We start from the raw sequence: 25,136 nt of genomic DNA, 5'->3' as shown, positions 1-25,136 counted from the left end.
CCACCCAGCCCGGAACCGAATCCAGAGCATGCGCCGCCGAACATCCGCCACCCAGCCACCGGCCCCTCCACCGGGCCGCCGGGCCACCCGCCGTAGAACCACCAAGCCACCGAGCCACCGAGCCACCGAGCCACCGACAGCGAGCCGCCAGACCGGGCGGCCCACCACCCAGCCCGGAACCGAATCCAGAGCATGCGCCGCCGAACATCCGCCACCCAGCCACCGGCCCCTCCACCGGGCCGCCGGGCCACCCGCCGTAGGACCACCGAGCCACCCGCCATAGGCCCCCGGACCCTGACCCCGACCAGCGGCCATCCACCCTCCGCCATTCACCATCCACCGCCCGGCCCACCAAACAGCCCAGGCCGTCGGCACGAGCGCGGTGGCCGGTGCCGGGTCGGGGTGGGTTACAGCCTCGGGTCCACTGGTTCCGACTCCAGGGCCAGTACGCCGAACACGGCCTCGTGCACCCGCCACAGCGGCTCGCCGTCCGCGAGCCGGTCCAGGGCCTCCAGGCCGAGGGCGTACTCGCGCAGTGCGAGGGACCGCTTGTGGTTCAGGAACCGCTGCCGCAACCGGGCGAGGTTGTCCGGCCGGGTGTACTCGGGGCCGTAGATGATCCGCAGGTACTCCCGCCCCCGGCACTTGATGCCGGGCTGCACCAGCCTGCCGTCCCCGTTCCGGACGAGCGCGCCGACCGGCTTGACAACCATGCCCTCGCCGCCGCTGCCGGTCATCTCCAGCCACCAGTCGACGCCCGCCCGGACCGACTCCGGATCGCCGGTGTCGACGTAGAGCCGCCGGGTCGTCTGGAGCAGCCCGGTGCCGTCATGCTCCACCAACCGGTCGATCAGGGCCAGTTGCTCGTCGTGCGGCAGCGCGGCGAGGCTGCGGCCCTGGGCCGCCAGCAGCTGGAAGGGGGCCAGGCGCACGCCGTCCAGGCCGTCCGTGGTCCAGCAGTACCGGCGGTAGGCCGCGGTGAACGCGGCCGCGTCGGCGGCGCGTTCACGCTGGCGCGCCAGCAGGGCACCGGCCTCCACGCCCCGGGACACGGCGGCCTCCAGCGCGCCGAGCGCGTCCGGGAACACCGCTCCCGACGCGGCACCCACCGCCGCGTACTGGCCGCGCAGCAGCCCCGCCGCCTTCAGCGACCACGGCATCAGCTCGGCGTCCAACAGCAGCCAGTCCGTGGCCAGTTCGTCCCAGAGCCCGGCCTCCCCGACCGCCGAGCGCAGCCGGCCGAGGATCTCCTCGGTCACCTTCTCGTCGTCGAAGAACGGCCGGCCGGTGCGCGTGTAGAGGGAGCCGGTCGGGCCCTGCACGCCGAAGCGGCCGGCGGCCGCCGCCGCGTCCCGGCACACCAGGGCCACCGCCCGCGAGCCCATGTGCTTCTCCTCGCACACGACCCGCGCGACACCGTCCGCCGCGTACTGCGCGAAGGCCTCCCGCGGGTGCTCCAGGTAGCCGTCCACCCGCGAGGTCGCCGTCGGCGCCATGGTCGGCGGCAGGTACGGCAGCAGGCGCGGGTCGATCGCGAAGCGGCTCATGACCTCCAGTGCCGCGGCCGCGTTGTCCTCGCGCACCGCGACCTTGCCCGCGTGCCGGGTCTGCACGGCCCGGCGGCCGTGCACGTCCGCCAGGTCCAGCGGCCGGCCGTCGTGCCCGCCGGGTGCCTCGGTGCGCAGCGGGCGCGCCGGCTCGTACCAGACCCGCTCGGCCGGTACGTCCACCAGCTCGCGCTCCGGCCAGCGCAACGCGGTCAGCTTGCCGCCGAAGACGGCGCCGGTGTCCAGGCAGATGGTGTTGTTGAGCCAGCTCGCCTCGGGCACCGGGGTGTGCCCGTAGACGACGGCCGCGCGGCCCCGGTAGTCCTCCGCCCACGGGTAGCGCACCGGCAGCCCGAACTCGTCGGTCTCGCCGGTGGTGTCGCCGTACAGGGCGTGCGAGCGGACCCGGCCGGAGGTGCGGCCGTGGTACTTCTCGGGCAGGCCGGCGTGGCAGACGACCAGCTTGCCGCCGTCGAGGACGTAGTGGCTGACGAGGCCGTCCAGGAAGCGGCGCACCTCCGCCTTGAACTCCTCGCTCTCGCCCTCCATCTGGGCGATGGTCTCGGCGAGCCCGTGGGTGTGCTGGACCTTGCGGCCCTTGAGGTAGCGGCCGTACTTGTTCTCGTGGTTGCCGGGCACGCACAACGCGTTTCCGGAGCCGGCCATGGACATCACCCGGCGCAGCACGCCCGGCGAGTCCGGGCCGCGGTCGACCAGGTCACCGACGAAGACGGCGGTACGGCCCTCGGGGTGCACGCCGTCCGCGTAGCCCAGCTTGCCGAGGAGCGCCTCCAGTTCGGCCGAGCAGCCGTGGACGTCGCCGATGATGTCGAAGGGGCCGGTCAGGTGTGTCAGGTCGTTGAACCGCTTCTCGGTGACGACGGTGGCGTTCTCGACCTCCTCGGTGCCGCGCAGGACGTGCACCTTGCGGAAGCCCTCGCGCTCCAGGTGCCTGAGCGAGCGGCGCAGTTCGCGGATGTGCCGCTGGATCACCCGGCGGGGCATGTCGGCGCGGTCGGTGCGGGCCGCGTTGCGCTCGGCGCACACCTCCTCGGGCACGTCGAGCACGACGGCGATGGGCAGCACGTCGTACTTCCTCGCCAGCTCGATCAACTGGCGTCGGCTGTCCTGCTGCACACTGGTGGCGTCCACGACGGTGCGGCGGCCCGCGGCCAGCCGCTTGCCCGCGATGTAGTGCAGGACGTCGAAGGCGTCGCGGGTCGCGCCCTGGTCGTTCTCGTCGTCGCTGACGAGGCCGCGGCAGAAGTCGGAGGAGATCACCTCGGTGGGCTTGAAGTGCCGGCGGGCGAAGGTGGACTTGCCGGAGCCGGAGGCACCGACGAGGACGACGAGGGAGAGGTCGGTGACGGGCAGGACCCGTCCCGTGTACTCGGTCGTCCCCGTGGTCCCGGTCGTCCGGGTGGTCCCTGTCGTCCCGGTCGTCCCGGTGGTCTCGGTCATGCCGCCTTCGCCTCCTTCTCGCTCTCGATCGTGAACAGTGCCATCTGGGTGGGCGGCCCGACCTCCGGGTCGTCCGGTCCGACCGGCGCGAACCCCACGTCGTACCCGTGCCGTCCGGCCACCGTGCGCGCCCAGGCGCGGAACTCCTCGCGGGTCCACTCGAAGCGGTGGTCGCCGTGCCGGACGTGTCCGGCGGGCAGGGTCTCCCAGCGGACGTTGTACTCGACGTTCGGGGTGGTCACGAGGACCGTGCGCGGGCGGGCCGCGCCGAACACCGCGTACTCCAGTGCGGGTAGCCGGGGCAGGTCGAGGTGCTCGATCACCTCGCTGAGCACGGCGGCGTCGTAGCCCTTCAGGCGCTGGTCGGTGTAGGCGAGCGAGCCTTGCAGCAGCCGGACCCGGGAGGCCTGCCGCTCCCCCATGCGGTCCAGCTTCAGCCGCCGCGCCGCGATGGTGAGCGCCCGCGCGGACACGTCGAGTCCGACGATCTCCGTGAACCGGCTGTCCTTCAACAGCTCCTGCACCAACTGGCCCTGTCCGCAGCCGAGATCGAGGACGCGGGCCGCGCCGGACGCCCTGAGCGCGTCGAGGATCGCCGCGCGGCGCTGGACGGCGAGCGGGGCCGGCTTCTCCTCGGTCTCGGTCTCCTCGGCGACGGCGTTGTCGATCTCCTCGACCTCGCTGTCGTCGGCCTCGGCGAGCCGGACCAGCTCCAGCCGCTCCGTCGCCTGCCGGGTCAGAGCCCAGCGGCGCGAGAGGTAGCGGCTGGTGATGAGCTGCTGTTCGGGGTGTCCCGGCAGCCAGCCCTCGCCCGCGCGCAGCAGCTTGTCGACCTCGTCGGAGGACACCCAGTAGTGCTTGGCGTCGTCGAGGACCGGCAGCAGGACGTACAGGTGCCGCAGTGCCTCGGCGAGGGTCAGCTCCTCGGACTCCAGGGCGAGCCGGACGTAGCGCGAGTCGCCCCACTCGGGGAACTCGGCTTCGAGCGGCACCGGTTCGGCGGTCACGCGCCAGCCGAGCGGCTCGAAGAGGCGGTGGACCAGGCCGGGGCCGCCGCGCGCTGGCAGCGCGGGTACCTCGATGCGCAACGGGCGTGCCCGCGCGGGGAGTTCGGGACGGGCTGCGCACACGCCGCGCACGGCGCTGGAGAAGACGCCGCCCAGCGCGACCGCGAGCAGCGAGGAGGCCGCGTAGGGACGGTCGTTGACGTACTGCGCGAGCGCCGCGTCCGGCGCGCCGCCACGGCCCTTGCCCCTGCCCCGCCGGACCAGCGCGACCGTGTCGATCTCCAGCAGCAGCGCGGCGGTGCAGCGCTGCTCGTCCGCCTCGGGGTAGAAGACGTGGGCGGTGCCGTAGGACGTGGAGAACCGCTGCGCCTTGCCGGGATGCTTGTGCAGCAGGTATCCGAGGTCGGTGGCCGGGTGGGCGGCGTCGCCGCGCGTGGAGATCGTCAGGAACACCCGTCCGATTCTTCCGGCCGCGCACCCCGGTGACCACCGGTTTTCCCGCTGTGCGCCTCGTGCGCCTCGGTCAGGACCCGTTGCCCACGAACGGGCTCGCGCATGGCGCTGGTGGTCCGGCCCTGGCCGGACGCCCCCGCGCGTGAGGTCCGCCTCTCGCTCTCGCCCGCCTCCTCGCGGTGCCGGCCTGCCGGCGCGCCGGCGGCGACTCCGCCCGGCGCCTCAGGTGAAGTCGGCCCGCGCGAGATGCGTGCCGCAGACGCGGCAGCGGAAGAGGTACGCGGTCGGCCGGCCGTCCTTGTCGAGCGCGGCGAGGAACTCCTCGACCGCCTCCGCCGCCCAGCCCCAGCCGGCGCACTCCCGGCGCAGGTACTCCCACGCGTCCGGGTGGGGCCGCAGTTCGCGCGCGCCGGCCGCGCCGAGGAACACCGCGCCGTCACCGCAGTGCTCCGGCCAGCCCCAGTCCTGCCAGGTGGCGAAGCCGGGGGTGCGCTCGCAGATCCGCCGGGCCGCCTCCTGCGGCATCCGGCCCGCCTCGACGTCGTTGAAGAACACACCGTGGCGCTCGGCCGCCGTGCCGTAGGCGATGCAGTAGGGACACAGCCGCCCGTCCGGCACCTCCTCGCCGTGGACGGGGCCAATGTAGATCCAGCCCTGGTCGTGCCCGCAGCAGGCGCACGGCTCGTCGGCGGCCTTCACGGAGCCGGTGGCCACCGGGTCGGGGTGGTAGGGGAACGGCGGCAGCAGCGGCCTGCGGCGGGGCTCGGGGCGCGGCCTGACGACCTGTTCGATCGCCTGCCCGGTCAGCGCGGCGGGCGGCACCACGACCGCCCGCGCCCGCAGGTCCTCCGGCAGATGCCGCACGTCCGCCTCGCTGGTCACGATCGCCGTCGGGTCCCCGAGCAGCACGATGGCGGCGCCGGTGCGGCGGGCGAGTTCGGCGACGATGTCGAGAACACCGGGTCCCGGCCGGTCGAAGGACACCCCGAGGTGCAGATAGACGTCGGCATCGCTGCCGTCCACGGCCCGCACCCACTCCACCGGCTCGCCGTCGGGCACGTCGTACGGGGCGTACGGCAGCAGCACCTCGCGTACGGCCGCGGCGTCCATCGGCACGACGTCGCCGTCACGGAACGCGTGGACGTAGATGCCGGACCCCATGCTCCTACTCCATCACAGACCGGCACCCGGACGGCATCCCCCGGACGCACACTGGCACCCCGGGGACACCGGCCCGTACGCCCGCCCCGGACGGCCGCACAACGCCGGACACCGAGAGCTGCGCGGCGGGGCGTTGGGGCACGGGATCCGCCGGCGCCGTCCCGCGCCGGCGGCGGACCGCACGGAGCGCGTCCGGCTCACACCGCGACCCACGGCACGGGAGGGCGGACCGAGCGGCGCCCCGCGCCGGGGCGGTACGGACACGGCGATGCGTGCGGGCGGCTGAGGACGTCCGGGGCGGCTGTGCGCGCCGGGTACCCGGGCGGCCGTGCCCGCGGCCCGTGACGCCTGGGCGCCCGGACACCGGCACCGCGCCCTCGCGGACCGGGACGGGTCCTCGCGCGCCGGCCGGTCGCCCGCGACGCGAACCCGGTGCCGATCTGCCGACCCGCTTCCGCTGCCCGGCCGGGGAGAACGGCCCCGAGGCCACCGAGGCCCGGCTCCACGCCGCCACATACGGGCACCGTACGCGCCCGCACGGACGACCCCGACGCCGGTGCCGCGTTCGAGGTGAAGCTCCCGGCGTGGAACGTCGTGCCGCCCCGCCGCGGGAACTCTCCTCCGCGGCGGAGCTGTGTCATGCGTGCACGGAGCCTTCACAAAGGCGCAAAATGGGAACGTGCAGGGTTTAGCATCACCGGCCCCTCAGGCGGGGAGGTACACAGATGCCACAGACGGCGCGTTCCAGGCCCTACTTCGAACTTCGCGTTGGCAGCTTCCGCGCCACCTCTGATCGGATCCCCGTGCGGTTCCTGGCCTTCGTGTCCAGCGCAGTGACCGGCGTCGCCGCGCTCCTGTGGAGACGCTGACCGATCGGGACGGGCGGGGCGGATTCGAACCTCCCACTCCCCGCTCCCGGGACTACGGCTCTGGCCGCTGAACCACGCCCCGTTGCAAGGGGGTTGGCAAGCGGCATTTCGCACCCGCATCACCGGGGGCCGTCGGCCCTCGCGCCCCGGTGACAGCGCCGAAGCCACGCCCTGTCCGGGTGCGCCAGGGACATACGCCGGAGCACGGACATGCATGATGGATGCATGGATCTTCGAGTTTTCACAGAGCCCCAGCAAGGGGCGGCCTATGAGACGCTCCTCCGTGTCGCGAAGACTGCTGAAGAGCTTCACTACGGGGCGTTCTTCCGGTCTGACCACTACCTCCACATGGGCAACGTCGACGGGCTCCCCGGGCCCACGGACGCCTGGATCACGCTCGCCGGCATCGCACGCGAGACCAGCCGCATCCGTCTCGGCACGCTGATGACGGCGGGGACCTTCCGCCTCCCCGGCGTCCTGGCCATCCAGGTGGCTCAGGTCGACCAGATGTCCGGCGGACGGGTCGAGCTCGGTCTCGGCTCCGGCTGGTACGAGGAAGAGCACAAGGCGTACGGCATCCCCTTCCCGAAGGAGAAGTTCGGCCGCCTGGAGGAGCAGCTTGCCGTGGTGACGGGCCTGTGGAGTACGCCCGTCGGCCAGCGGTTCGACTTCGACGGGAAGTACTACCAGCTCCAGGACTCCCCGGCTCTGCCGAAGCCGGCGCAGGGCAAGGTGCCCGTGCTCATCGGCGGCCATGGCGCGAAGCGGACTCCGGCGCTGGCGGCGCAGTACGCCGACGAGTTCAACATCCCGTTCGCGTCCGTCGAGGACAGTGAGCGTCAGTTCGCCCGTGTCCGCGCCGCTGCGGAAGAGCGCGGCCGGAAGGGTGACGACCTCGTCTACTCGAACGCTCTCGTCGTGTGCGTCGGCAAGACGGACGCCGACGTGAAGCGCCGGGCTGACGTCATCGGGCGAGAGGTGGAGGAGCTGAAGCTCAACGGTCTCGCCGGATCGCCCGCGGAGGTCGTGGAGAAGCTGGGGCGGTACAAGTCCGTCGGCTCGCAGCGCGTCTATCTCCAGCTCCTGGACCTTGACGACCTGGACCAGCTGGAGCTGATCGCCGCGGAGGTCATGCCGCAGGTGTGAGGGACGCCGCGCGTTGCCGCGGGTGCCGCCCCGCCGCGTCCTGCGCACGCGGGACATGGGATCGACGGCGAATCTCCGCGCGCGTGCAGCCCCGTCCGCGTCTTCCTGCCGACCCTCGACGAGATCCGGCGCAGGCTGCCCGGCGGACGCAAGTCCTGGGACGGCCGGGCCGCTGCCACCGCGCTTCGACCCGGGGGTGTGAGCGGGGAGCACGGGAGCGGCGCCGGCCGTCGAGGTGCACGGCACGCCGAGCGGGTGACCGGCCCGGTCCGGTGATCGTCAGGACGTCGGTGCCGGACCTTCCGGCGCTCGCGCCGGGCGGTGGCCGCCGTCGCGCGTCGTCGCGCCGGCCCTGGCGGGCCGGGGGCCCGGGAGGCCGTGGTGTCCGAGGTAGTGGGCTCCGCCGGGCAGCCGAAGGGGCTGCTGGAGCAGAGGGAAGAGCTGATGGCGGCGCTGAACGCGGATCCGTCGGAGCCGGCGGGTGTGCACGCCGCGCGTCTCGCACCGGCACCGGGACCGGTTTCGGTTCCGGTCCGGGCTCAGGACCCGGGGCAGCCGGGGACGGACGACGCAGGCTGAGCGTCATCCGTACTCCCGCTCCGGTAACACCTCCTCGCGCGCCGCCAGTTTGCGCAGCATCTCCCGGACGCGGTCACCGGACTCGTCAGCCGCGTCGATGGCCTCCATGCACTGCCAGTACGTCGCCTCGTCGGCGGCGGCGCTCGCCATGCCGACCAGCGCCATGCCGACCTCGCCGAGCAGACCTCCGAGGCAGAGCAGGGTCTCGCGGGCGTCGTCCAGCTCGGTGAGCTGGGCTGCGCGCAGTTCGCCGGGGTCCAGTTCGGGCGGGTCGAGGACGCCGCAGCCCCGGCCCGCCAGCTCGGTCAGGCCGAGCGCCTCGCCGCGCAGCTCCGGCGGGCCGGACACCGCGAGCCGGCTGCCGATCGCCTGGGCCAGGGCCTGGGCCTGCCACACCTCCGCCATGATTTCGCCTGCGTCCGCGCTGCTCGCCAGGGCTCGCCTGCTCGCGAGAATGAGCCGTATCGCATCCATAGGTCGCCCCCGGTCCCTCCACTTGCCGTCCCGCACCGTCTGATGGGGCTCACTTGTTCACTACCCAGAGTGAGGGTGCGTGAGACGAAAAGCCAGAGGTGAGGGGAAATTTGTGGACAACAATTCGGATTCGACAGGCGATTTAGCTACGGAGCGTGATATCGGACTTCAGGACTCCGGCAGTTGGCCCGGTTCGTCACCGCCGGCGTTCCCGGCGACCGGAAAACGACGTTCATTGCGGTCGATCTTGGCGGACAGCGCGGCCAGGGGGTCGATGCCGAGGGTGTCGCAGAACTGCAGCAGGTAGGCGAGGACGTCGGCGACCTCGTCCTCGACGCGGTGCGCGGTACGGGGGTCGTCCATCACCCGCGCGGACTCCTCCGGGGTCAGCCACTGGAAGATCTCGACGAGTTCGGAGGCCTCCACCGACAGGGCGGTGACGAGGTTCTTGGGCGTGTGGTAGGGCTGCCAGTTCCGCGCCGCCGCGAACTCGGCGAGCCGGCGCTGGAGTCGGGCCAGGTCAAAGGGTTCGGTCACGGTCCAGGTCTACCACCGTGACGCCCTCCACCCCGGTGGCCCATGAGCTGTCACTCACCGCCCCCAGGCACCGGATGTGCCCGCGCGCGCCCATCCGGGCCGCCGTCCGCAACAGTGCCAGGCGCTGGGCGGGATCGAGGCTGCGGTCGAAGCCGTCGGCGAGGACGGTGAGGCAGCGCAGCGCGTCCGGCACCTCGCCGGGAGTGTCCACGGCCAGTACGCCGGGGCCGGTCAGCAGCACCAACGCCAGTGCGAGGAACCGGAGTTCACCGTCCCCGAGCCGGGCCAGCTCGGTGCGCGGGCCGTCGCCACGGTCGAGCAGCGCCCGTACCGTGCCGTCGGTCTGCGGCTCGGCGACCAGGTCGGCCACCGGCCCGGCGCAGCCCTCGCGCAGCACCTCGACCAGCAGGCCGTGCCGTCGGGCGCATTCGGCGCGGGTGCGCCACAGCACGTCGGCGAGGTTGTCGCAGCCGGGCAGCAGCCGGCCGGAGCCCGTGGGGACGGGGGTGCGCATGTGCTCGGGGCGGGGGTCGCAGGGGAAGACGGAGCGCAGGGCGACCAGCATCTGCTCGGCCGCGGCGAGCACATGGCGCTGCCCGTCCGTCTTGCCGGCCACGCGCAGCGGCAGCAGGGCGGTGCCGAGCCGGTCGTCGGGGAACGGGGCACGGGTCACGGGGGCGGAGCCCGCGGTGTGCCAGGCGGCCTGGACGGCCCGGCGGGACGGGTCGCGCAGGGCGGTCTGGAACAGGACGACCCCGTCCGCGGTCAGCCGCTCCCCCGCGATCCGCAGAGCCGGTTCGGCCTGTACGGCGAGGTCGAGCCGGACGGGTCCCGCGGCGCCGTCGGCCGTACAGCCGATCCGGAAGCCCCGGCGCCCGCCGGCGTCGGGGCGCGCCCGCTGCGGCACACAGGCGAGCGGGTCCGCGAACGCCTCGGCGAGCGGCGCCCCGCCGGCCAGCCGGGCGAGCGCCTCGGACGCCATGAGTGCCGTCGTCTTGCCCGCGCCGCTGGAGCCCGCGAGCACGGTGACGGGCCCGAGCGGGAACGCGGCGCGCCGGTGCCCGGCGAAGGCCGACAGCCGCAACTCGGTGACCCGCGCCCGCACATCGGGCGCGTCGAGACAGGCCGACGCGCCCTCCGGCGCACGGGACTGCGCCGCGGAGCCGGTCCGCTCGTCGAGGGGCTCGCGGGACTCGGGGACCTCGGGGGACTGCACGGGCACGGTCCCGTCGGACACGGAAGGCACGACCATGTGCGGACGGTAGAACTCCACCGCTCCGCCGAACCGTTTTGCCCGCCGGCCTTCCTACGATCGGGGGACGACCGGCGGGAACGGCGCGCCGGGAGCCAACCCATGGGTGTGGAAAGCCAGTCGGCCGCGATGCGCAGAAGGAACTGCCCACCGGGCCCGGAGAGGAGCTGCCGGCGGCCGCGCACAGAGGGATTGCCCAGGGCGCCGCGCACGGTGACCGGCCGGTGCGCGCGGAAGGACCGCACGGGGCACACAGAGGGCTCACCCGGTGCGCGCGCAGAGCCTGCCCGACGCGCCACGCGGAGAGACCTCGGAGCGCCGCACAGAGCGACCGCCCAGGGGCGCCACACAGACAGATCACCCAGCGGGCGCGCATGGAAATCGCCCGGCACGCGCGTCCGGTACACCCGCGAGGCACCCACAGAAGTCGCCCGACGCCTCGCGCAGACGGATCACCCCGGATCGCCACACAGACAAATCACCCAAGGGTGCCACGCAGACACATCACCCAGCGGGCGCGCATGGAGATGACCCGGCGCGCGGAGGGACGCATGGGGCGTGCACACAGACCGCCCAACGCACCGCGAAGAGGGCTCGCCGGAGCCCCGCACAGAGCGCCCCCCGGAGCCCGGGACGAAGCGTCCCCCGGTGCCCCGGCCAAAGCGACCCCGGGGCACCGCATGGAGCGATCGCCCACGGAACCGCGCACGGAGATCGCCCGGCAACACCTGGACGGGTCGCCCGGCGCACGCGCACGACGACCCCTAAGAGAACGCTCACGGAGAGCACCGACAACGCCCAGACGCGTCGCCCGGCGCACCCGCACCGGGTACGCCCGGCGCCCGCGCACGACGATCACCCAGAGGACGCTCGGCGATCACGCAGAGGACGCTCACGAAGAGCGCCGGGGTGCCCACCCCGACCGGTCGCCCGGCGCACGTGCAGAGCGATCACGCGGGAAACCGTGGAGGGGGATCGCCCGGCGCCCGCGCAGAGATCGCCCCGGGCGCGCTCAAGCCCCCGAGATCCCCGCCCCCTCCATCAGTCCGCTGACCTCGGTCCCGGGCGGGGTCAGCAGGAACACGTTGCGGTCGACGCGGTGCATCCCGCTGCCCAGGCCGAAGACGACGCCCGTGCTGAAGTCGAGGACGCGCTTGGCGACCTCGGTCTCGGCGCCGGAGAGGTCGAGCAGGACCGGCGCGCCGGCCATCAGGGTCTCGGCGACGTCGCGGGCGTCCGCGAAGACATTGACGCGCAGGACCACGAACCGGCGCCGGGTCTCGGTCTCGGCGTCCGGCAGCGCGCGGTGGTTCACCGCGGACGGCCACGCGTCCCGGCCCCGCAGCGGCACGACCTGGGCGAGCCCTTCCCACTGTTCATCGGTGACGTCGTAACGGCTCACCGGCTCCCCCCGATCTGACTCGCACTCAATTCCTGCACCGGTCAATTCTTACGCCAAGTCACCCGTTCGGCCCAACAACGACACGGTGCGCGACCGATCCGGTGCGCCACGGTCCGGGTGACCTGAGGCAAAGGTGCGCGTTCGTCCGCTTCTCACTTCCCTCACACCTGGTTCTTCACAGGCGGCCATGTCATGGCCATCTGCCGTCAGTAGCTTCCGCTGCTGTGCACTTGGCAGAAACACCGCGGGTGACACCCGGCCGGCGGACGCAGTCGGCGGTGTCCGCCGCTCCGGGACCACACGGCCGGGCCGCCTCCGAGGCGCCCGCGCAGTGGCATCGCGTGCTGACCCTGCTCGCCGACGTCAGCCTGTTCATCGGCACCCGCACGGTGTGGACACAGGCGGCGACACACCGGCTGGTCCTCGCGGCCGTCATCTCCGTCTGCTACGCCTCGATCCTCGTGACCGGTGTCCTCGCGCTCACGGTCCGCCGGGCGCGCTCCCTGGCCCGCCTGGACCTGGTCGTGCTGGTGACGGCGATCACGCTCGCCCTGTGCACCTGGGCGCTGAACCACGCGGGCGGCGACGAGGCGGTCCTGACCACGCAGGCCGCGCGGGAGATCGCGGGCGGGCACCAGGTGTACGACCACCCGTGGCCGTGGCTGTTCCGCGACCCGAACGTCGCCCTGACGCCGACGACGGACGGCGGGTACGACTTCACGTACGGCTATCCGCCGCTGACCCCGCTGCTCACCCTGCCGTTCCTGTGGCTGGGCCACGGCGGCATGCCGGCCACCGCGGCGGCGACCGGCGCGCTGCTCGTGGGCACGGTCGTGCTGTGGCGGGCGCTGCCGGCGCCGTGGCGCTCGGCGGCCACGATGGCCTGCCTGGGCTTCGGCTTCCTGCCGATGTACGGCCGCCAGGGCTACCCGGCGATCGTCGCCCTGGCCCTGCTGATCCCGGTGGTGGCGCACTGGCCGCGGCTGGGTGCCGGGGGGCGGCTTGGCGCGGCCGGGATCGCGCGGGCCGCGTGCCTGGGCGCCGCGTGCGCGGCCCAGCAACTGCCCTGGTTCCTCACACCGTTCCTGCTCGCCGGGATCTACGCCGTACGCCGTGGCGAGCTGGGCGGGCGCGAGGCGGGGCGCGTGGTGCTGCGGGTGACGGGCATCGCGGCCCTGACCTGGCTCTCGATCAACGCTTACTTCGTCGTGACCGAGCCCGGCCCGTGGATCCGCGGCATCGTCCTGCCGCTGACGCAGGGCGCGGTGGTGCACGGCCAGGGGCTGGTGGGCATCTCCCTGTACTTCACGGACGGCAGCGACCGGCTCGACTGGTACAGCCACGCGAGCATGCTGCTCGCCGCCGGTCTGCTGGCGCTGTTCGTGCTGTTCGTCCGGCGGCTCGGGCCGGCCGTGACCGTGCTGCCCTGGTGCGTCTTCTTCCTCGCGACCCGCTCGCAGGACGGCTACTACGTGCTGATGACGCCGCTGTGGCTCGCGGCGGCGGTCACCACTGCCCCGTCGGACTTCTCGGGCGCGTGGCAGCCGCGGCCCGCGTGGCTGACGGCCCGGCGGCGCAAGCCCCTGCCGGCCGGGGCGGTGGTGCTGCTGGTGCTGCCCGCGCTGGCGAGCGCGACGGTGGCGGCGACGGGCGGTCCGCCGCTGCGCATGGGCGTCGTGACGGCCCGGCACGCCTCGGCGGACGCGCTGTCCTCGCTGACCCTGAAGGTCACCAACACCGGCGGCGGCCCGCTCACCCCGCACTACATGCTCACGACGGGCCAGGGCATGGGGCAGTACTGGTCGCTGGCCCGCGGCCCGGCCACGATCCCGGCGCACGGCACGGCGACCGTCGTGCTGCGGGCGCCGGGGGGCCGCTTTCCGCTGCCGGCGCAGAAGAACACCCGGTTCCGGCTGCGCGCCTTCACGGCGACCCCGCAGACGCTGTCGACCCATGACGTACGGCGCTCCGAACTGGGCCTGAAGGGCTGACACCCCGGCCCCCACGCTCCCCCGCCGCCCACGGTCCACCAGCACCCGAGCACCCCGAGCCATCCGCGCTCCACCAGCGCACGCGCCCCGGCACGCGCGCGTTTCTCAGGAGCCCGCGCGCGTGAAGCGCAGTGCGGCCGTCACCGTGGTCAGGCCGCGCATCATGCCCAGTTGGTTCCAGCCCATGCCGAACTGCTCGCGGTCCACGGTGAACTCGGCCTCCAGCGCGAGCGCGTCGGTGTCCGCCGAGGCCAGGCGGGCGGTGAGGGTCTGGGGCCGGCTGACGCCCCGTACGGTCAGCCGGCCGGTGAACCGTACACCGTCCGCGTCGAGGCGCTCGGCGCTCTGGACGGCGAAGGTGATCTCCGGGTGCCGGTCGGCGTCGAAGAAGTCCGTCCCGCGCAGGTGGGCGTCCCGCTTGGCGTGCTTGGTGTCCAGGGAGGCTGCGTCCAGGGTCACGGTGCCGGTGGCCGAGCCGTCGGGGCGCACCTCTCCCCCGCCGCTGATCGCGGTGAACGTCCCCTTGACGGTGACGAGACCCCACATCGTCCGGTGCCGCAGCGCCACGGTGGACGCGCTGGGGTCGAGCTGCCAGGTACCTGTTTCCACGGCGATGGTCATGGTCGTACTCCCGACGAGTGCTGTGAGTGGTTCAAATTTGGATAACCGATGCGCCGCTCACGCTAGCGTCTCATCCAAATTTGGACAACCTGATCGTCCAAAAATGCACAACGGGTAGACTTCCCCCATGTCCGCCGCCGCCACCCCCGCCGCCGACCAGCCCGGATGCCCGCTGGCCGAGGGCGGCGAACGGCTGCTCCCGGACGAGCTGCGCGCCTGGATGGTGCTGCTGGCCGCGACGGGGGCGGTGGAGCAGCGGATGCGCACGGTGGTGAAGGAGACCCTCGACGTCTCCCACGACGAGTTCCTCATCCTGTGCCTGCTGGCCGAACGGCCGCGCACCGGGCTGCGCATGACCCAGGTCGCCGACCTCCTCGGCCGCCCCAAGACCCGGCTCACCTACCAGATCGCCTGTCTGCAGCGGGCCGGCCTGGTCAACCGCCGCTCGGTCTGCGGCGACAAGCGGGGCGTGGAGGTCGTGCTCACCGGCAAGGCGCGCGAGTCGCTGCGCGAGACCTCCGCCCTGCTCGCCGGAACCGTCCGGGAGGCCCTCGCCGACTGCATGGGCAGCGAGCAGCGCGCGGCCATGTGCGCGCTCGTGCCGGACGCCGCGCACACGGGCCTCGGCGGGGAGCCCGCGGCCCGCTGACAGCCCCGCCCGCCCCCTCGGCCACCCCCCTGCGAACCCCCACCGGGCCCCTAGCGGACCCCTGAACACCGGCGGCACTCGCACGAGAGGCGCAGGTCACAAACGCAAGGAGGGAAACCTCACAAGCCGCGCTTCACCCTCGCTTTGGCCCCTTGCCCTAGCATCCGAGCCATGACGGTCCTGCCTGACGACGGGCTCTCACTGGCCGCCGAGTTCCCTGACGCGACGCACGAGCAGTGGCAACGCCTGGTCGAGGGCGTGCTGCGCAAGTCGGGCAAGGAAGTCTCGGGCGCGGCAGCTGAGGACGCCCTGTCCACGACGCTGGAGGACGGGCTGCGCACGCGCCCCCTCTACACCGCGCGCGACGCCGCGCCCGACCCCGGCCTGCCCGGCTTCGCCCCCTACCTGCGCGGCAGCCGCCCCGAGGGCAACATCACGGGCGGCTGGGACGTACGGCAGCGGCACGCGGCGCTCGCCGAGGGCGCCGTGGCCGCCGACCTGGAGAACGGCGGCACCTCGCTGTGGCTGGTGCTGGGCGAGGGCGGCATCCCGGTCGCCGACCTGCCCCGCGCGCTCGACGGTGTCTACCTCGACCTGGCCCCGGTCGCCCTCGACGCGGGCCGCGACACGGAGGCCGCCGCCGAGGCGCTGCTGCGGCTGTACGCCGAGCAGGGCGTCGGCCCCGAGGCCGCGCGCGGCACCCTCGGTGGCGATCCGCTCGGTCACGAGGCCCGTACCGGCACCGCCCTCCCCTTCGCGCCGTACGCCGCCCTCGCCGCGCGCTGCGCCGAGCGGTACCCCGGCCTGCGCGCGCTGACGGTGGACGCGCTGCCGTACCACGAGGCCGGCGGCTCGGCCGCGCAGGAGCTGGGCGCCTCCCTCGCCACCGGCGTCGCCTATCTGCGCGAGCTGACCGAGGCGGGCCTCGGTCTCGAACAGGCCGCCGGGCAGCTGGAGTTCCGCTACGCGGCCACCGCCGACCAGTTCCTGACCATCGCCAAGCTGCGCGCCGCGCGCCGGCTGTGGGCGCGGGTCGCCGAGGTGTCCGGGGCGCAGGACGCGGGCGCGCAGGTGCAGCACGTGGTGACCTCGCCGGTGATGATGAGCCGCCGCGACCCGTGGGTGAACATGCTGCGCACGACGGTCGCGACGCTGGCCGCGGGCGTGGGCGGCGCCGACTGCGTCACCGTGCTGCCGTTCGACCACGCGCTGGGCCTGCCGGACGCGTTCGCCCGGCGCATCGCGCGCAACACCTCCACGATCCTCATCGAGGAGTCGCACCTGGCTCGCGTCATCGACCCGGCCGGCGGCTCCTGGTACGTGGAGCGGCTGACCGACGAACTCGCCCGGGCCGCCTGGGAGTTCTTCCGGTCGATCGAACGCGACGGGGGCCAGGCGGCCGTCCTGCGCTCCGGCCGGCTGCGCACCGACCTCGCCACGACGTGGGCGGAGCGCTCCAAGAAGCTCGCCAAGCGGCGCGAACCCATCACCGGCGTCAGCGAGTTCCCGTTGCTGGCCGAGAAGCCGGTCGAGCGCGAGCCGGCACCCGAACCGCCGTCCGGAGGGCTGCCGCGCGTGCGCCGCGACGAGGCGTTCGAGGACCTGCGCGCCCGCTCCGACGCCCATCTGGCGGCGACCGGCGCCCGGCCTCGGATCTTCCTCGCGACGCTCGGCACGGCCGCCGAGTACACCGCGCGCGCCACGTTCGCCGCGAACCTGTTCCAGGCGGGCGGCATCGAGCCGGTCACCGAGGGCGGCTTCGCGGACAGCGGCGCCACCGAGGCCGTGCTGTGTTCCAGCGACGCGCGCTACGCCGAGGAGGCGGAGCAGGCCGCCGCGTCGCTGAAGGCGGCCGGCGCCCGGCATGTGTTCCTCGCGGGCCGGGGCGACCACCCCGGCATCGACGCGTACGTCTTCGCGGGCTGCGACGCCGTCGACGTCCTGTCCACGACCCTCGACCGCATGGGAGTGTCCTGATGGGAATCCCCGACTTCTCCGGCATCGAGCTGGGGACCCCGGTCGCCGACGGCAGCGCCGAGCGGTGGCAGGCGGCCGTCGAGCAGGCGACCGGGGGCGAACAGCCGCTGTGGGAGACCCCGGAGGGCATCGGGGTCAAGCCGCTGTACACCGGCCGTGACCTGGAGGGCCTGGACTTCCTCGGCACCTACCCGGGCATCGCGCCGTACCTGCGCGGCCCCTACCCGACGATGTACGTCAACCAGCCCTGGACGATCCGCCAGTACGCGGGCTTCTCCACCGCCGAGGAGTCCAACGCGTTCTACCGGCGCAACCTGGCTGCGGGCCAGAAGGGCCTGTCGGTCGCCTTCGACCTGCCCACGCACCGGGGCTACGACAGCGACCACCCGCGTGTGACGGGTGACGTCGGCATGGCGGGCGTGGCCATCGACTCGATTCTCGACATGCGCCAGCTCTTCGACGGCATCCCGCTGGACCGGATGACCGTGTCGATGACGATGAACGGCGCCGTGCTGCCGGTGCTGGCGCTGTACATCGTGGCGGCCGAGGAACAGGGCGTACCGCCCGAGAAGCTGGCCGGGACCATCCAGAACGACATCCTCAAGGAGTTCATGGTCCGCAACACCTACATCTACCCGCCGAAGCCGTCGATGCGGATCATCTCCGACATCTTCGCGTACACCTCGCGGAAGATGCCGCGCTACAACTCGATCTCCATCTCCGGCTACCACATCCAGGAGGCGGGCGCGACGGCCGACCTGGAGCTGGCGTACACGCTCGCGGACGGCGTGGAGTACATCCGCGCCGGGCGGGAGGCGGGCCTGGACGTGGACGCGTTCGCGCCGCGCCTGTCGTTCTTCTGGGCGATCGGCATGAACTTCTTCATGGAGATCGCGAAGCTGCGCGCGGCCCGCCTGCTGTGGGCCAAGCTGGTCGGACAGTTCGACCCGAAGAACACCAAGTCCCTTTCGCTGCGCACCCATTCGCAGACCTCGGGCTGGTCGCTGACCGCGCAGGACGTGTTCAACAACGTCACACGTACGGCGGTCGAGGCGATGGCCGCGACCCAGGGCCACACCCAGTCGCTGCACACCAACGCCCTGGACGAGGCCCTCGCGCTGCCGACGGACTTCTCCGCGCGGATCGCCCGCAACACCCAGCTGCTCATCCAGCAGGAGTCGGGCACCACCCGGGTCATCGACCCGTGGGGCGGCAGCGCCTATGTGGAGCGGCTGACGTACGACCTGGCGCGCAAGGCCTGGGCGCACATCCAGGAGGTCGAGCAGGCGGGCGGCATGGCGCAGGCCATCGACGCGGGCATCCCGAAGCTGCGCGTGGAGGAGGCCGCGGCCCGCACCCAGGCCCGGATCGACTCCGGCCGCCAGCCGGTGATCGGCGTCAACAAGTACCGGGTGGACAGCGACGAGCAGATCGAGGTGCTGAAGGTCGACAACTCGGCCGTGCGCGCGCAGCAGATCGACAAGCTGCGCCGGCTGCGGGCGGAGCGGGACGAACAGGCCTGCCGGGACGCGCTCGACGCGCTCACGCGGGCGGCCGACGGCAGGGAGAACCTGCTGGAGCTGGCGGTGCGGGCGGCCCGCGCCAAGGCGACGGTCGGCGAGATCTCGGACGCCCTGGAGAAGGTGTACGGCCGGCACGCGAGCCAGATCCGTACGATCTCCGGCGTGTACCGCAACGAAGCAGGACAGTCCCCGAACGTGGACCGCACCCGCGCCCTGGTCGAGGCCTTCGAGGAGGCCGAGGGACGCCGGCCGCGCATCCTGGTCGCCAAGATGGGCCAGGACGGCCACGACCGCGGCCAGAAGGTGATCGCGACCGCCTTCGCCGACCTCGGCTTCGACGTCGACGTCGGCCCGCTGTTCCAGACCCCGCAGGAGGTCGCCCGCCAGGCGGTGGAGGCCGACGTGCACGTGGTCGGGGTGTCGTCGCTGGCGGCCGGCCACCTGACCCTCGTGCCGGCCCTGCGCGAGCAGCTGGCCGAGGAGGGCCGGGAGGACATCATGATCGTGGTCGGCGGGGTGATCCCGCCGCAGGACGTGCCGACGCTGCGGCAGATGGGCGCGGCGGAGGTGTTCCTGCCCGGGACGGTGATCCCGGACGCCGCGTACGACCTGGTCAAGCGCCTGTCGGGCGACCTGGGCCACGAGCTGTAGCGCGGGCCGATGGCAGCGATCGATCTCGACACGTACGTGAAGGGTGTGCTCGACGGCAGGCGGGCCCTGGTGGCCCGCGCCATCACGCTCGTCGAGTCCACCCGCCCGCAGCACCGGGTGCTGGCGCAGCAGTTGCTGACCCGGCTGCTGCCGCACAGCGGGCGGGCCCGGCGGATCGGCGTGAGCGGGGTGCCGGGGGTCGGCAAGTCGACGTTCATCGACGCGTTCGGCACGATGCTGACCTCGCTGGGCCACCGGGTCGCCGTCCTCGCCGTCGACCCCTCCTCCACCCGCACCGGCGGCTCCATCCTCGGCGACAAGACGAGGATGGAACGCCTGGCGGTGGACCCGGCGGCCTTCGTCCGCCCCTCCCCCAGCGCGGGGACCCTGGGCGGTGTCGCGAAGGCCACCCGGGAGTCGATGGTGGTGATGGAGGCGGCGGGCTACGACGTGATCCTCGTGGAGACGGTGGGCGTCGGCCAGTCCGAGACGACGGTGGCCAGCATGGTCGACACCTTCCTCCTGCTGACCCTGGCCCGCACCGGCGACCAGCTCCAGGGCATCAAGAAGGGCGTCCTGGAACTGGCCGACGTCATCGCCGTCAACAAGGCGGACGGCCCGCACGAACGCGACGCGCGGGCCGCCGCACGGGAGCTGGCCGGGGCCCTGCGCCTGATGCACGGCAAGGACGCCTTCTGGACCCCGCCGGTGCTGCACTGCAGCGCCCGCGAGGGGAGCGGCCTGGACACCCTCTGGGACCGCCTGGAACAGCACCGGACGCTGCTGGACTCCACCGGCCGCCTCACCGCCAAGCGCCGCGACCAGCAGGTCGCCTGGACCTGGTCGATGGTCCAGGACGAACTCCTGGGCCGCCTGCACGCCGATCCGGCGGTACGGCAGACCGCCCCGCTCCTCGAACAGCAGGTCAAGGAGGGGACGCTGACGGCGACGCTGGCCGCGGAGCGGATCCTGGCGGCGTTCGAGAAGGGCACGCCGGAAGGGGCGGGAGCCTGACGGCGACCGCCTCTGCCCGACCGGCCGCGCCCGACCCAGGCCCGCTCTCGTCCGGCCCGGCACCGCCCCTCGCCCCGCTGACCGGCTCCCGCCCCGGAGGCACACGGCCGTGCGGCGGCCGGGACGGTGCGGCGTCACCGCTGTTTCGCCGGCGAGCCGGGTGCGGGGGCCGGGGCGCGACCTGCGTCCGTCGCCGGGGGCGCTCAGTATGGGGGCATGACGGGTCGCTGGCAGTTCTGGATCGACCGGGGTGGCACCTTCACCGATGTCGTGGCGGTGACGCCGCAGGCCGAGGTGGTCAGCCGCAAGCTGCTGTCGGAGCGGCCGGAGGCGTACCGGGACGCCGCGGTCGCCGGGATCCGGCTGGTGCTGGGGCTCGACGCGGACGAACCGGTGCCGGCCGACCGGATCGAGGTGGTGAAGATGGGCACCACCGTGGCCACCAACGCGCTGCTGACCCACTCGGGCGAGCCGACCGTCCTGGTGATCACCCGGGGATTCCGGGACGCCCTGCGCATCGCCTACCAGAACCGGCCGCGCATCTTCGACCGCCGCATCCTGCTTCCCGAGGCCCTGTACGACCGGGTGATCGAGGTGGAGGAGCGGGTGGGCGCGCGCGGCGACGTCGTCCGCCCGCTCGACCTGGACGCCGTACGCGCGGCGCTGGAGTCGGCGTACGCGGACGGGTTCCGCAGCGCCGCCGTCGTCCTCATGCACGGCTACCGGCACCCGGACCACGAGTCCGCCGTCGCCGGGGCGGCCCACGCGGCCGGCTTTCGGCAGGTGAGCTGCTCGCACGAGGTGAGTCCGCTGATCAAGCTGGTGCCGCGGGGCGACACGACGGTGGTCGACGCCTACCTCTCGCCCGTCCTGCGCCGCTATGTCGACCAGGTGGCGGCCGAACTGAGCGGGGTGCGGCTGCTGTTCATGCAGTCCGGGGGCGGTCTGCGCGCGGCGGGCCGCTTCCGGGGCAAGGACGCGGTGCTCTCCGGTCCGGCTGGCGGCGTCGTCGGCATGGCCCGCGCCGCGAGGCGCGCGGGCCGTACCCGGGCGATCGGCTTCGACATGGGGGGCACCTCGACCGACGTGTCCCACTACGCGGGCGAGATCGAACGGGTCCTGGGCACCCAGGTGGCCGGGGTGCGGATGCGGGCGCCCATGACCGACATCCACACCGTCGCCGCGGGCGGCGGCTCGGTCCTGCGCTTCGACGGGATGCGCTACCGCGTCGGGCCCGACTCGGCCGGCGCCGACCCCGGCCCGGTCTGCTACCGGCGCGGCGGGCCGCTGACCGTCACCGACGCCAACGTCATGCTCGGCCGGGTCCAACCCGCCTTCTTTCCCCGGGTGTTCGGTGAGCACGGCGACCAGCCGCTGGACGAGGCCGCGGTCCGCGCCCGCTTCACCGAGCTGGCCGAGCGGACGGCCGCCGCGACCGGGCGGCGCCGCACTGCGGAGGAGGTCGCGGCGGGCTTCCTCGACATCGCCGTGCTCGGCATCGCGAACGCGGTGAAGAAGATCTCCGTGCAGCGCGGCCGCGACATCACCCGCTACGCGCTGGTCGCCTTCGGCGGGGCGGGCGGCCAGCACGCGTGCGCGGTCGCCGACCGGCTCGGCATCGACACCGTCCTGGTCCCGCCGCTCGCCGGAGTCCTGTCCGCGTACGGCATCGGCACGGCGGACGCGGTCGCGCTGCGCGAGCGCTCCCTGGAGGCCCCGCTCGACCGGCCCGAGACGCCGGCCAGGGTGGAGGCGGTCCGCGCGGAGCTGGAGGAACGGGCACGCGCCCAGCTGCGCGAGGACGGCGTGCCGGACAGCACCGTCCGTACGGCCGCCCGCGCGCTGTTGCGCTACGCGGGCACCGACGTCGCGCTGCCCGTCCCGCTGGGCCCGGCCGAGGAGATGCGCGCCGGCTTCGCCCGCGACCACCGCGACCGCTACGGCTTCACCATGGACAAGCCGCTGGTCGTCGAGGCACTCGCGGTCGAGGCCACCGGTTCCTCCGGCCCGCGCTGCGCCGCCGCGCCGGTGCCGCCGCCGCGCACCGGCGCGCTCCGCCCCACCGCCGTCGTACGGATGTTCAGCGAGGGCCGCAGGCAGGCCACGCCGCTGTACCGGCGCGCGGACATCCGCCGCGGGGACGCGGTCGAGGGTCCGGCGATCGTCACCGAGGCGGACGGGACCACGGTCGTCGACCCCGGCTGGCGCGCCACGGCGGACGAGCACCGCGACCTCGTCCTCACCCGCTGCCGGCCCCGCCCGTCCCGCACGGCGGCCGGCACCACCGTCGACCCGGTGCTGCTGGAGGTCTTCAACAACCTCTTCATGGCGGTCGCCGAGCAGATGGGGGTACGGCTGGAGAGCACCGCCCACTCGGTCAACATCAAGGAGCGCCTGGACTTCTCCTGCGCCCTGTTCGACCCGGCCGGCAACCTGATCGCCAACGCGCCGCACATCCCGGTGCACCTGGGCTCGATGGGCGAGACCATCAAGGAGGTGCTGCGGCGGGGCGAGGGCTCGATCCGGCCCGGCGACGTCTACGCCGTCAACGACCCGTACCACGGCGGCACCCACCTGCCCGACATCACCGTGGTCAGCCCCGTCTTCGACGAGGCGGGCGAGCGGCTGCTCTTCCTGGTCGCCTCGCGCGGCCACCACGCCGAGATCGGCGGCATCAGCCCCGGATCCATGCCCGCGTTCAGCACCACCATCGAGGAGGAGGGCGTGCTCTTCGACAACTGGCTGCTGGCGCGCGGCGGTCACGTCCGCGAGGACGCGACCCGCCGCCTGCTGACCGGTGCCCGCCACCCCTCCCGCGACCCGGAGACCAACCTCGCGGACCTGCGCGCGCAGATCGCCGCCAACGAGAAGGGCATCCAGGAACTGCGGCGCGTCATCGACCAGTTCGGCCTCGACGTCGTCCACGCCTACATGGGCCACGTCCAGGACAACGCCGAGGAGTGCGTACGCCGCATCATCGCCGCCCTCCACGACGGCGAGCACCGCTACGAGACCGACAACGGCGCCGTCATCCGGGTCGCCCTGCGCGTGGACCACGACCGTCGCGGCGCCGTGCTGGACTTCACCGGCACCTCGCCCCAGCAGCCCGGCAACCTGAACGCGCCCGCCTCCGTCGTCATGGCGGCCGTGCTGTACGTCTTCCGCACCCTGGTCGCCGACGACATCCCGCTCAACGGCGGCTGTCTGAAACCCCTCGACGTGCGCATCCCCGCCGGCTCGATGCTCTCCCCCGTCCACCCGGCCGCGACCGTCGCCGGGAACGTGGAGACCTCCCAGGCCGTCACCGGTGCCCTGTACGCCGTGCTGGGCGCCCAGGCCGAGGGCTCCGGCACGATGAACAACGTCTCCTTCGGCAACGAGCGCGTCCAGTACTACGAGACGGTCGCCTCCGGCGCCGGCGCGGGCGAGGGCTTCGACGGGGCGGACGCCGTGCAGACCCACATGACCAACTCCCGCCTCACCGATCCCGAGATCCTGGAGTGGCGCTTTCCGGTGCGGGTGGAGGAGTTCCGCGTCCGCGAGGGCAGCGGTGGCGCGGGCCGCTGGCACGGCGGCTGCGGGGTGGAGCGCCGGATCCGGTTCGCGGAGCCGATGACGGTCGCGGTCGTCTCCGGTCACCGCCGCGTCCCGCCGTACGGGATGGCGGGCGGCGCGCCCGGCGCCCTCGGCGAGAACCTGGTCGAACGCGCCGACGGCCGCGTCGAGCGGCTGCGCGGCTGCGACACGGCGGACGTCACCGAGGGCGACGTGCTGGTGGTCCGCACGCCGGGAGGCGGCGGGTACGGCCGCGCGGAGGGGGCCGGGACCGGGGGGTGACGTGCGGGGGCCCGGCGGGGGCGCCCGGCGCGGACCGGTCTCAGGCCGTCCTGTCCCGGTTCACGCCCGTTCGCGGTCGGGGGCGTCGGTCGCGGCCGGCTCCGGGGCGTCCGCCGCCGCCTTCCCGTCCGGGTACGGTGCGTCGTCGGTCGCGCGCGGGTGACGGGTGACGACGAGGCAGGCCAGGGCGCCGACGAACAGGGCGAGGGAGACGTAGTCGTTCAGGCGCAGGCCGAGGAAGTGGTTGGCGTGGTCGATGCGCAGGGCCTCGATCCAGGCCCGGCCGGTGGTGTAGGCGAGCACGTAGCAGGCGAACAGCCGCCCCCGGCGCAGCCGCTGGTGGTGCCGGCGGCCGAGCCACAGCAGCAGCGCCATGACACCGAGGTCCCACAGCGACTCGTACAGGAACGTCGGGTGGTACAGCCCCACCGTCGGCAGGTCGGACGGGCGGTGCGCGGGGTCGATCTCCAGCGCCCAGGGCAGGTGGGTGGGGCGGCCGTACAGCTCCTGGTTGAAGTAGTTGCCCCAGCGGCCGATGGCCTGGGCCAGCACCAGTCCGGGGGCGACCGCGTCGGCGAAGTCGGAGAGCTTGACGCCGAGGCGCCGGCAGCCGAGCCAGGCGCCGACCGCGCCGAGGGCAACCGCGCCGGGGATGCCCAGGCCGCCGTCCCAGATGTAGAGGGCGCGGACGGGCTGCCGGCCGGCGCCGAAGTACAGCTCCGGGTCGGTGATCACGTGGTAGAGGCGGCCGCCGGCGATGCCGAAGGGCACGGCCCATATCGCGATGTCGGCGATGTCCTCGCGGCGCCCGCCCCTCGCCTCCCAGCGGCGGCCGGTGAGCCACACGGCGGTGAAAACGCCCGCCAGGATGCACAGCGCGTAGGCGCGGATCGGCACCGGGCCGAGGTGCCAGACCCCCTGGGAGGGACTCGGGAGGTACGCCAGGTTCAAGGGCTCGACCGTTTCTCGCGGGTACGGACCCGGC

Annotated in this window: 16 protein-coding genes; 7 read left to right on the top strand and 9 right to left on the bottom strand. The window is 73.6% G+C overall.

The features are described from left to right. Positions 1–407 precede the first annotated feature (407 nt). From ACZ60X_RS04815 to ACZ60X_RS04805, 3 genes are all read right to left on the bottom strand, one after another. Complete coding sequence (locus tag ACZ60X_RS04815; protein ID WP_469593322.1) at positions 408–3,008, bottom strand: polynucleotide kinase-phosphatase; 2,601 nt, start codon at positions 3,006–3,008, stop codon at positions 408–410. Further along, positions 3,005–4,468, bottom strand: a complete 1,464-nt coding sequence (locus tag ACZ60X_RS04810; protein ID WP_469593320.1) for a 3' terminal RNA ribose 2'-O-methyltransferase Hen1 — start codon at positions 4,466–4,468, stop codon at positions 3,005–3,007. The genes ACZ60X_RS04815 and ACZ60X_RS04810 overlap by 4 nt, the downstream gene beginning before the upstream one ends. A gap of 222 nt (positions 4,469–4,690) precedes the next feature. Continuing rightward, positions 4,691–5,629 (bottom strand): CbrC family protein, encoded by a 939-nt coding sequence (locus ACZ60X_RS04805; protein WP_469593318.1) that lies wholly within the window; start codon positions 5,627–5,629, stop codon positions 4,691–4,693. A gap of 1,094 nt (positions 5,630–6,723) precedes the next feature. On the opposite strand from ACZ60X_RS04805, the gene ACZ60X_RS04800 reads away from it, so the two are divergent. Next, positions 6,724–7,644, top strand: a complete 921-nt coding sequence (locus ACZ60X_RS04800; protein ID WP_469593315.1) for an LLM class F420-dependent oxidoreductase — start codon at positions 6,724–6,726, stop codon at positions 7,642–7,644. A 582-nt stretch (positions 7,645–8,226) separates the two neighbouring features. Here ACZ60X_RS04800 and ACZ60X_RS04795 read toward each other — a convergent pair. From ACZ60X_RS04795 to ACZ60X_RS04780, 4 genes are all read right to left on the bottom strand, one after another. Further along, positions 8,227–8,697: a DUF6099 family protein gene (locus tag ACZ60X_RS04795; protein ID WP_469593313.1), complete on the bottom strand. Its 471-nt coding sequence runs from the start codon at positions 8,695–8,697 to the stop codon at positions 8,227–8,229. Positions 8,698–8,865: 168 nt separating this feature from the next. Continuing rightward, on the bottom strand, positions 8,866–9,234 hold the full coding sequence (locus ACZ60X_RS04790; RefSeq protein WP_469593311.1) for a nucleotide pyrophosphohydrolase: 369 nt from the start codon (positions 9,232–9,234) through the stop codon (positions 8,866–8,868). Beyond that, positions 9,218–10,486 (bottom strand): AAA family ATPase, encoded by a 1,269-nt coding sequence (locus tag ACZ60X_RS04785; protein WP_469593309.1) that lies wholly within the window; start codon positions 10,484–10,486, stop codon positions 9,218–9,220. Before ACZ60X_RS04785 ends, ACZ60X_RS04790 begins: the two co-directional genes overlap by 17 nt. A 1,012-nt stretch (positions 10,487–11,498) precedes the next feature. Continuing rightward, positions 11,499–11,888, bottom strand: coding sequence for a cell division protein SepF (locus tag ACZ60X_RS04780; protein ID WP_469593307.1), 390 nt, complete (start codon positions 11,886–11,888; stop codon positions 11,499–11,501). A 278-nt stretch (positions 11,889–12,166) separates the two neighbouring features. Here ACZ60X_RS04780 and ACZ60X_RS04775 point away from each other — a divergent pair, with 278 nt between their 5' ends. Beyond that, positions 12,167–13,879: a hypothetical protein gene (locus tag ACZ60X_RS04775; RefSeq protein WP_469593305.1), complete on the top strand. Its 1,713-nt coding sequence runs from the start codon at positions 12,167–12,169 to the stop codon at positions 13,877–13,879. A gap of 105 nt (positions 13,880–13,984) precedes the next feature. On the opposite strand, the gene ACZ60X_RS04770 is transcribed toward ACZ60X_RS04775, so the two are convergent. Further along, a complete protein-coding gene (locus tag ACZ60X_RS04770) occupies positions 13,985–14,500 on the bottom strand; it encodes a YceI family protein (RefSeq protein WP_469593303.1) in 516 nt (171 codons plus the stop codon). Between the two features lie 127 nt (positions 14,501–14,627). Here ACZ60X_RS04770 and ACZ60X_RS04765 point away from each other — a divergent pair, with 127 nt between their 5' ends. The 5 genes from ACZ60X_RS04765 to ACZ60X_RS04745 all read left to right on the top strand — a co-directional run bounded on the left by ACZ60X_RS04765 (position 14,628) and on the right by ACZ60X_RS04745 (position 24,151). Further along, positions 14,628–15,149, top strand: coding sequence for a MarR family winged helix-turn-helix transcriptional regulator (locus ACZ60X_RS04765; RefSeq protein ID WP_469593300.1), 522 nt, complete (start codon positions 14,628–14,630; stop codon positions 15,147–15,149). Positions 15,150–15,320: 171 nt separating this feature from the next. Continuing rightward, entirely contained in the window at positions 15,321–17,126 is a 1,806-nt protein-coding gene (locus ACZ60X_RS04760) for a methylmalonyl-CoA mutase family protein (protein ID WP_469593298.1), read from the top strand. Continuing rightward, positions 17,126–19,300, top strand: a complete 2,175-nt coding sequence (gene scpA, locus ACZ60X_RS04755; RefSeq protein ID WP_469593296.1) for a methylmalonyl-CoA mutase — start codon at positions 17,126–17,128, stop codon at positions 19,298–19,300. The genes ACZ60X_RS04760 and scpA overlap by 1 nt, the downstream gene beginning before the upstream one ends. Before the next feature lie 9 nt (positions 19,301–19,309). Continuing rightward, entirely contained in the window at positions 19,310–20,314 is a 1,005-nt protein-coding gene (meaB, locus tag ACZ60X_RS04750; protein WP_469593294.1) for a methylmalonyl Co-A mutase-associated GTPase MeaB, read from the top strand. 216 nt (positions 20,315–20,530) lie between these two features. Continuing rightward, on the top strand, positions 20,531–24,151 hold the full coding sequence (locus ACZ60X_RS04745) for a hydantoinase B/oxoprolinase family protein (RefSeq protein WP_469593292.1): 3,621 nt from the start codon (positions 20,531–20,533) through the stop codon (positions 24,149–24,151). 60 nt (positions 24,152–24,211) lie between these two features. On the opposite strand, the gene lgt is transcribed toward ACZ60X_RS04745, so the two are convergent. Continuing rightward, positions 24,212–25,102, bottom strand: coding sequence for a prolipoprotein diacylglyceryl transferase (lgt, locus tag ACZ60X_RS04740; protein WP_469593290.1), 891 nt, complete (start codon positions 25,100–25,102; stop codon positions 24,212–24,214). Positions 25,103–25,136: the final 34 nt, after the last annotated feature.

It is taken from the genome of Streptomyces sp. NPDC104106 (assembly GCF_055584345.1).
This window is presented reverse-complemented; position numbering and strand designations above follow the sequence as displayed.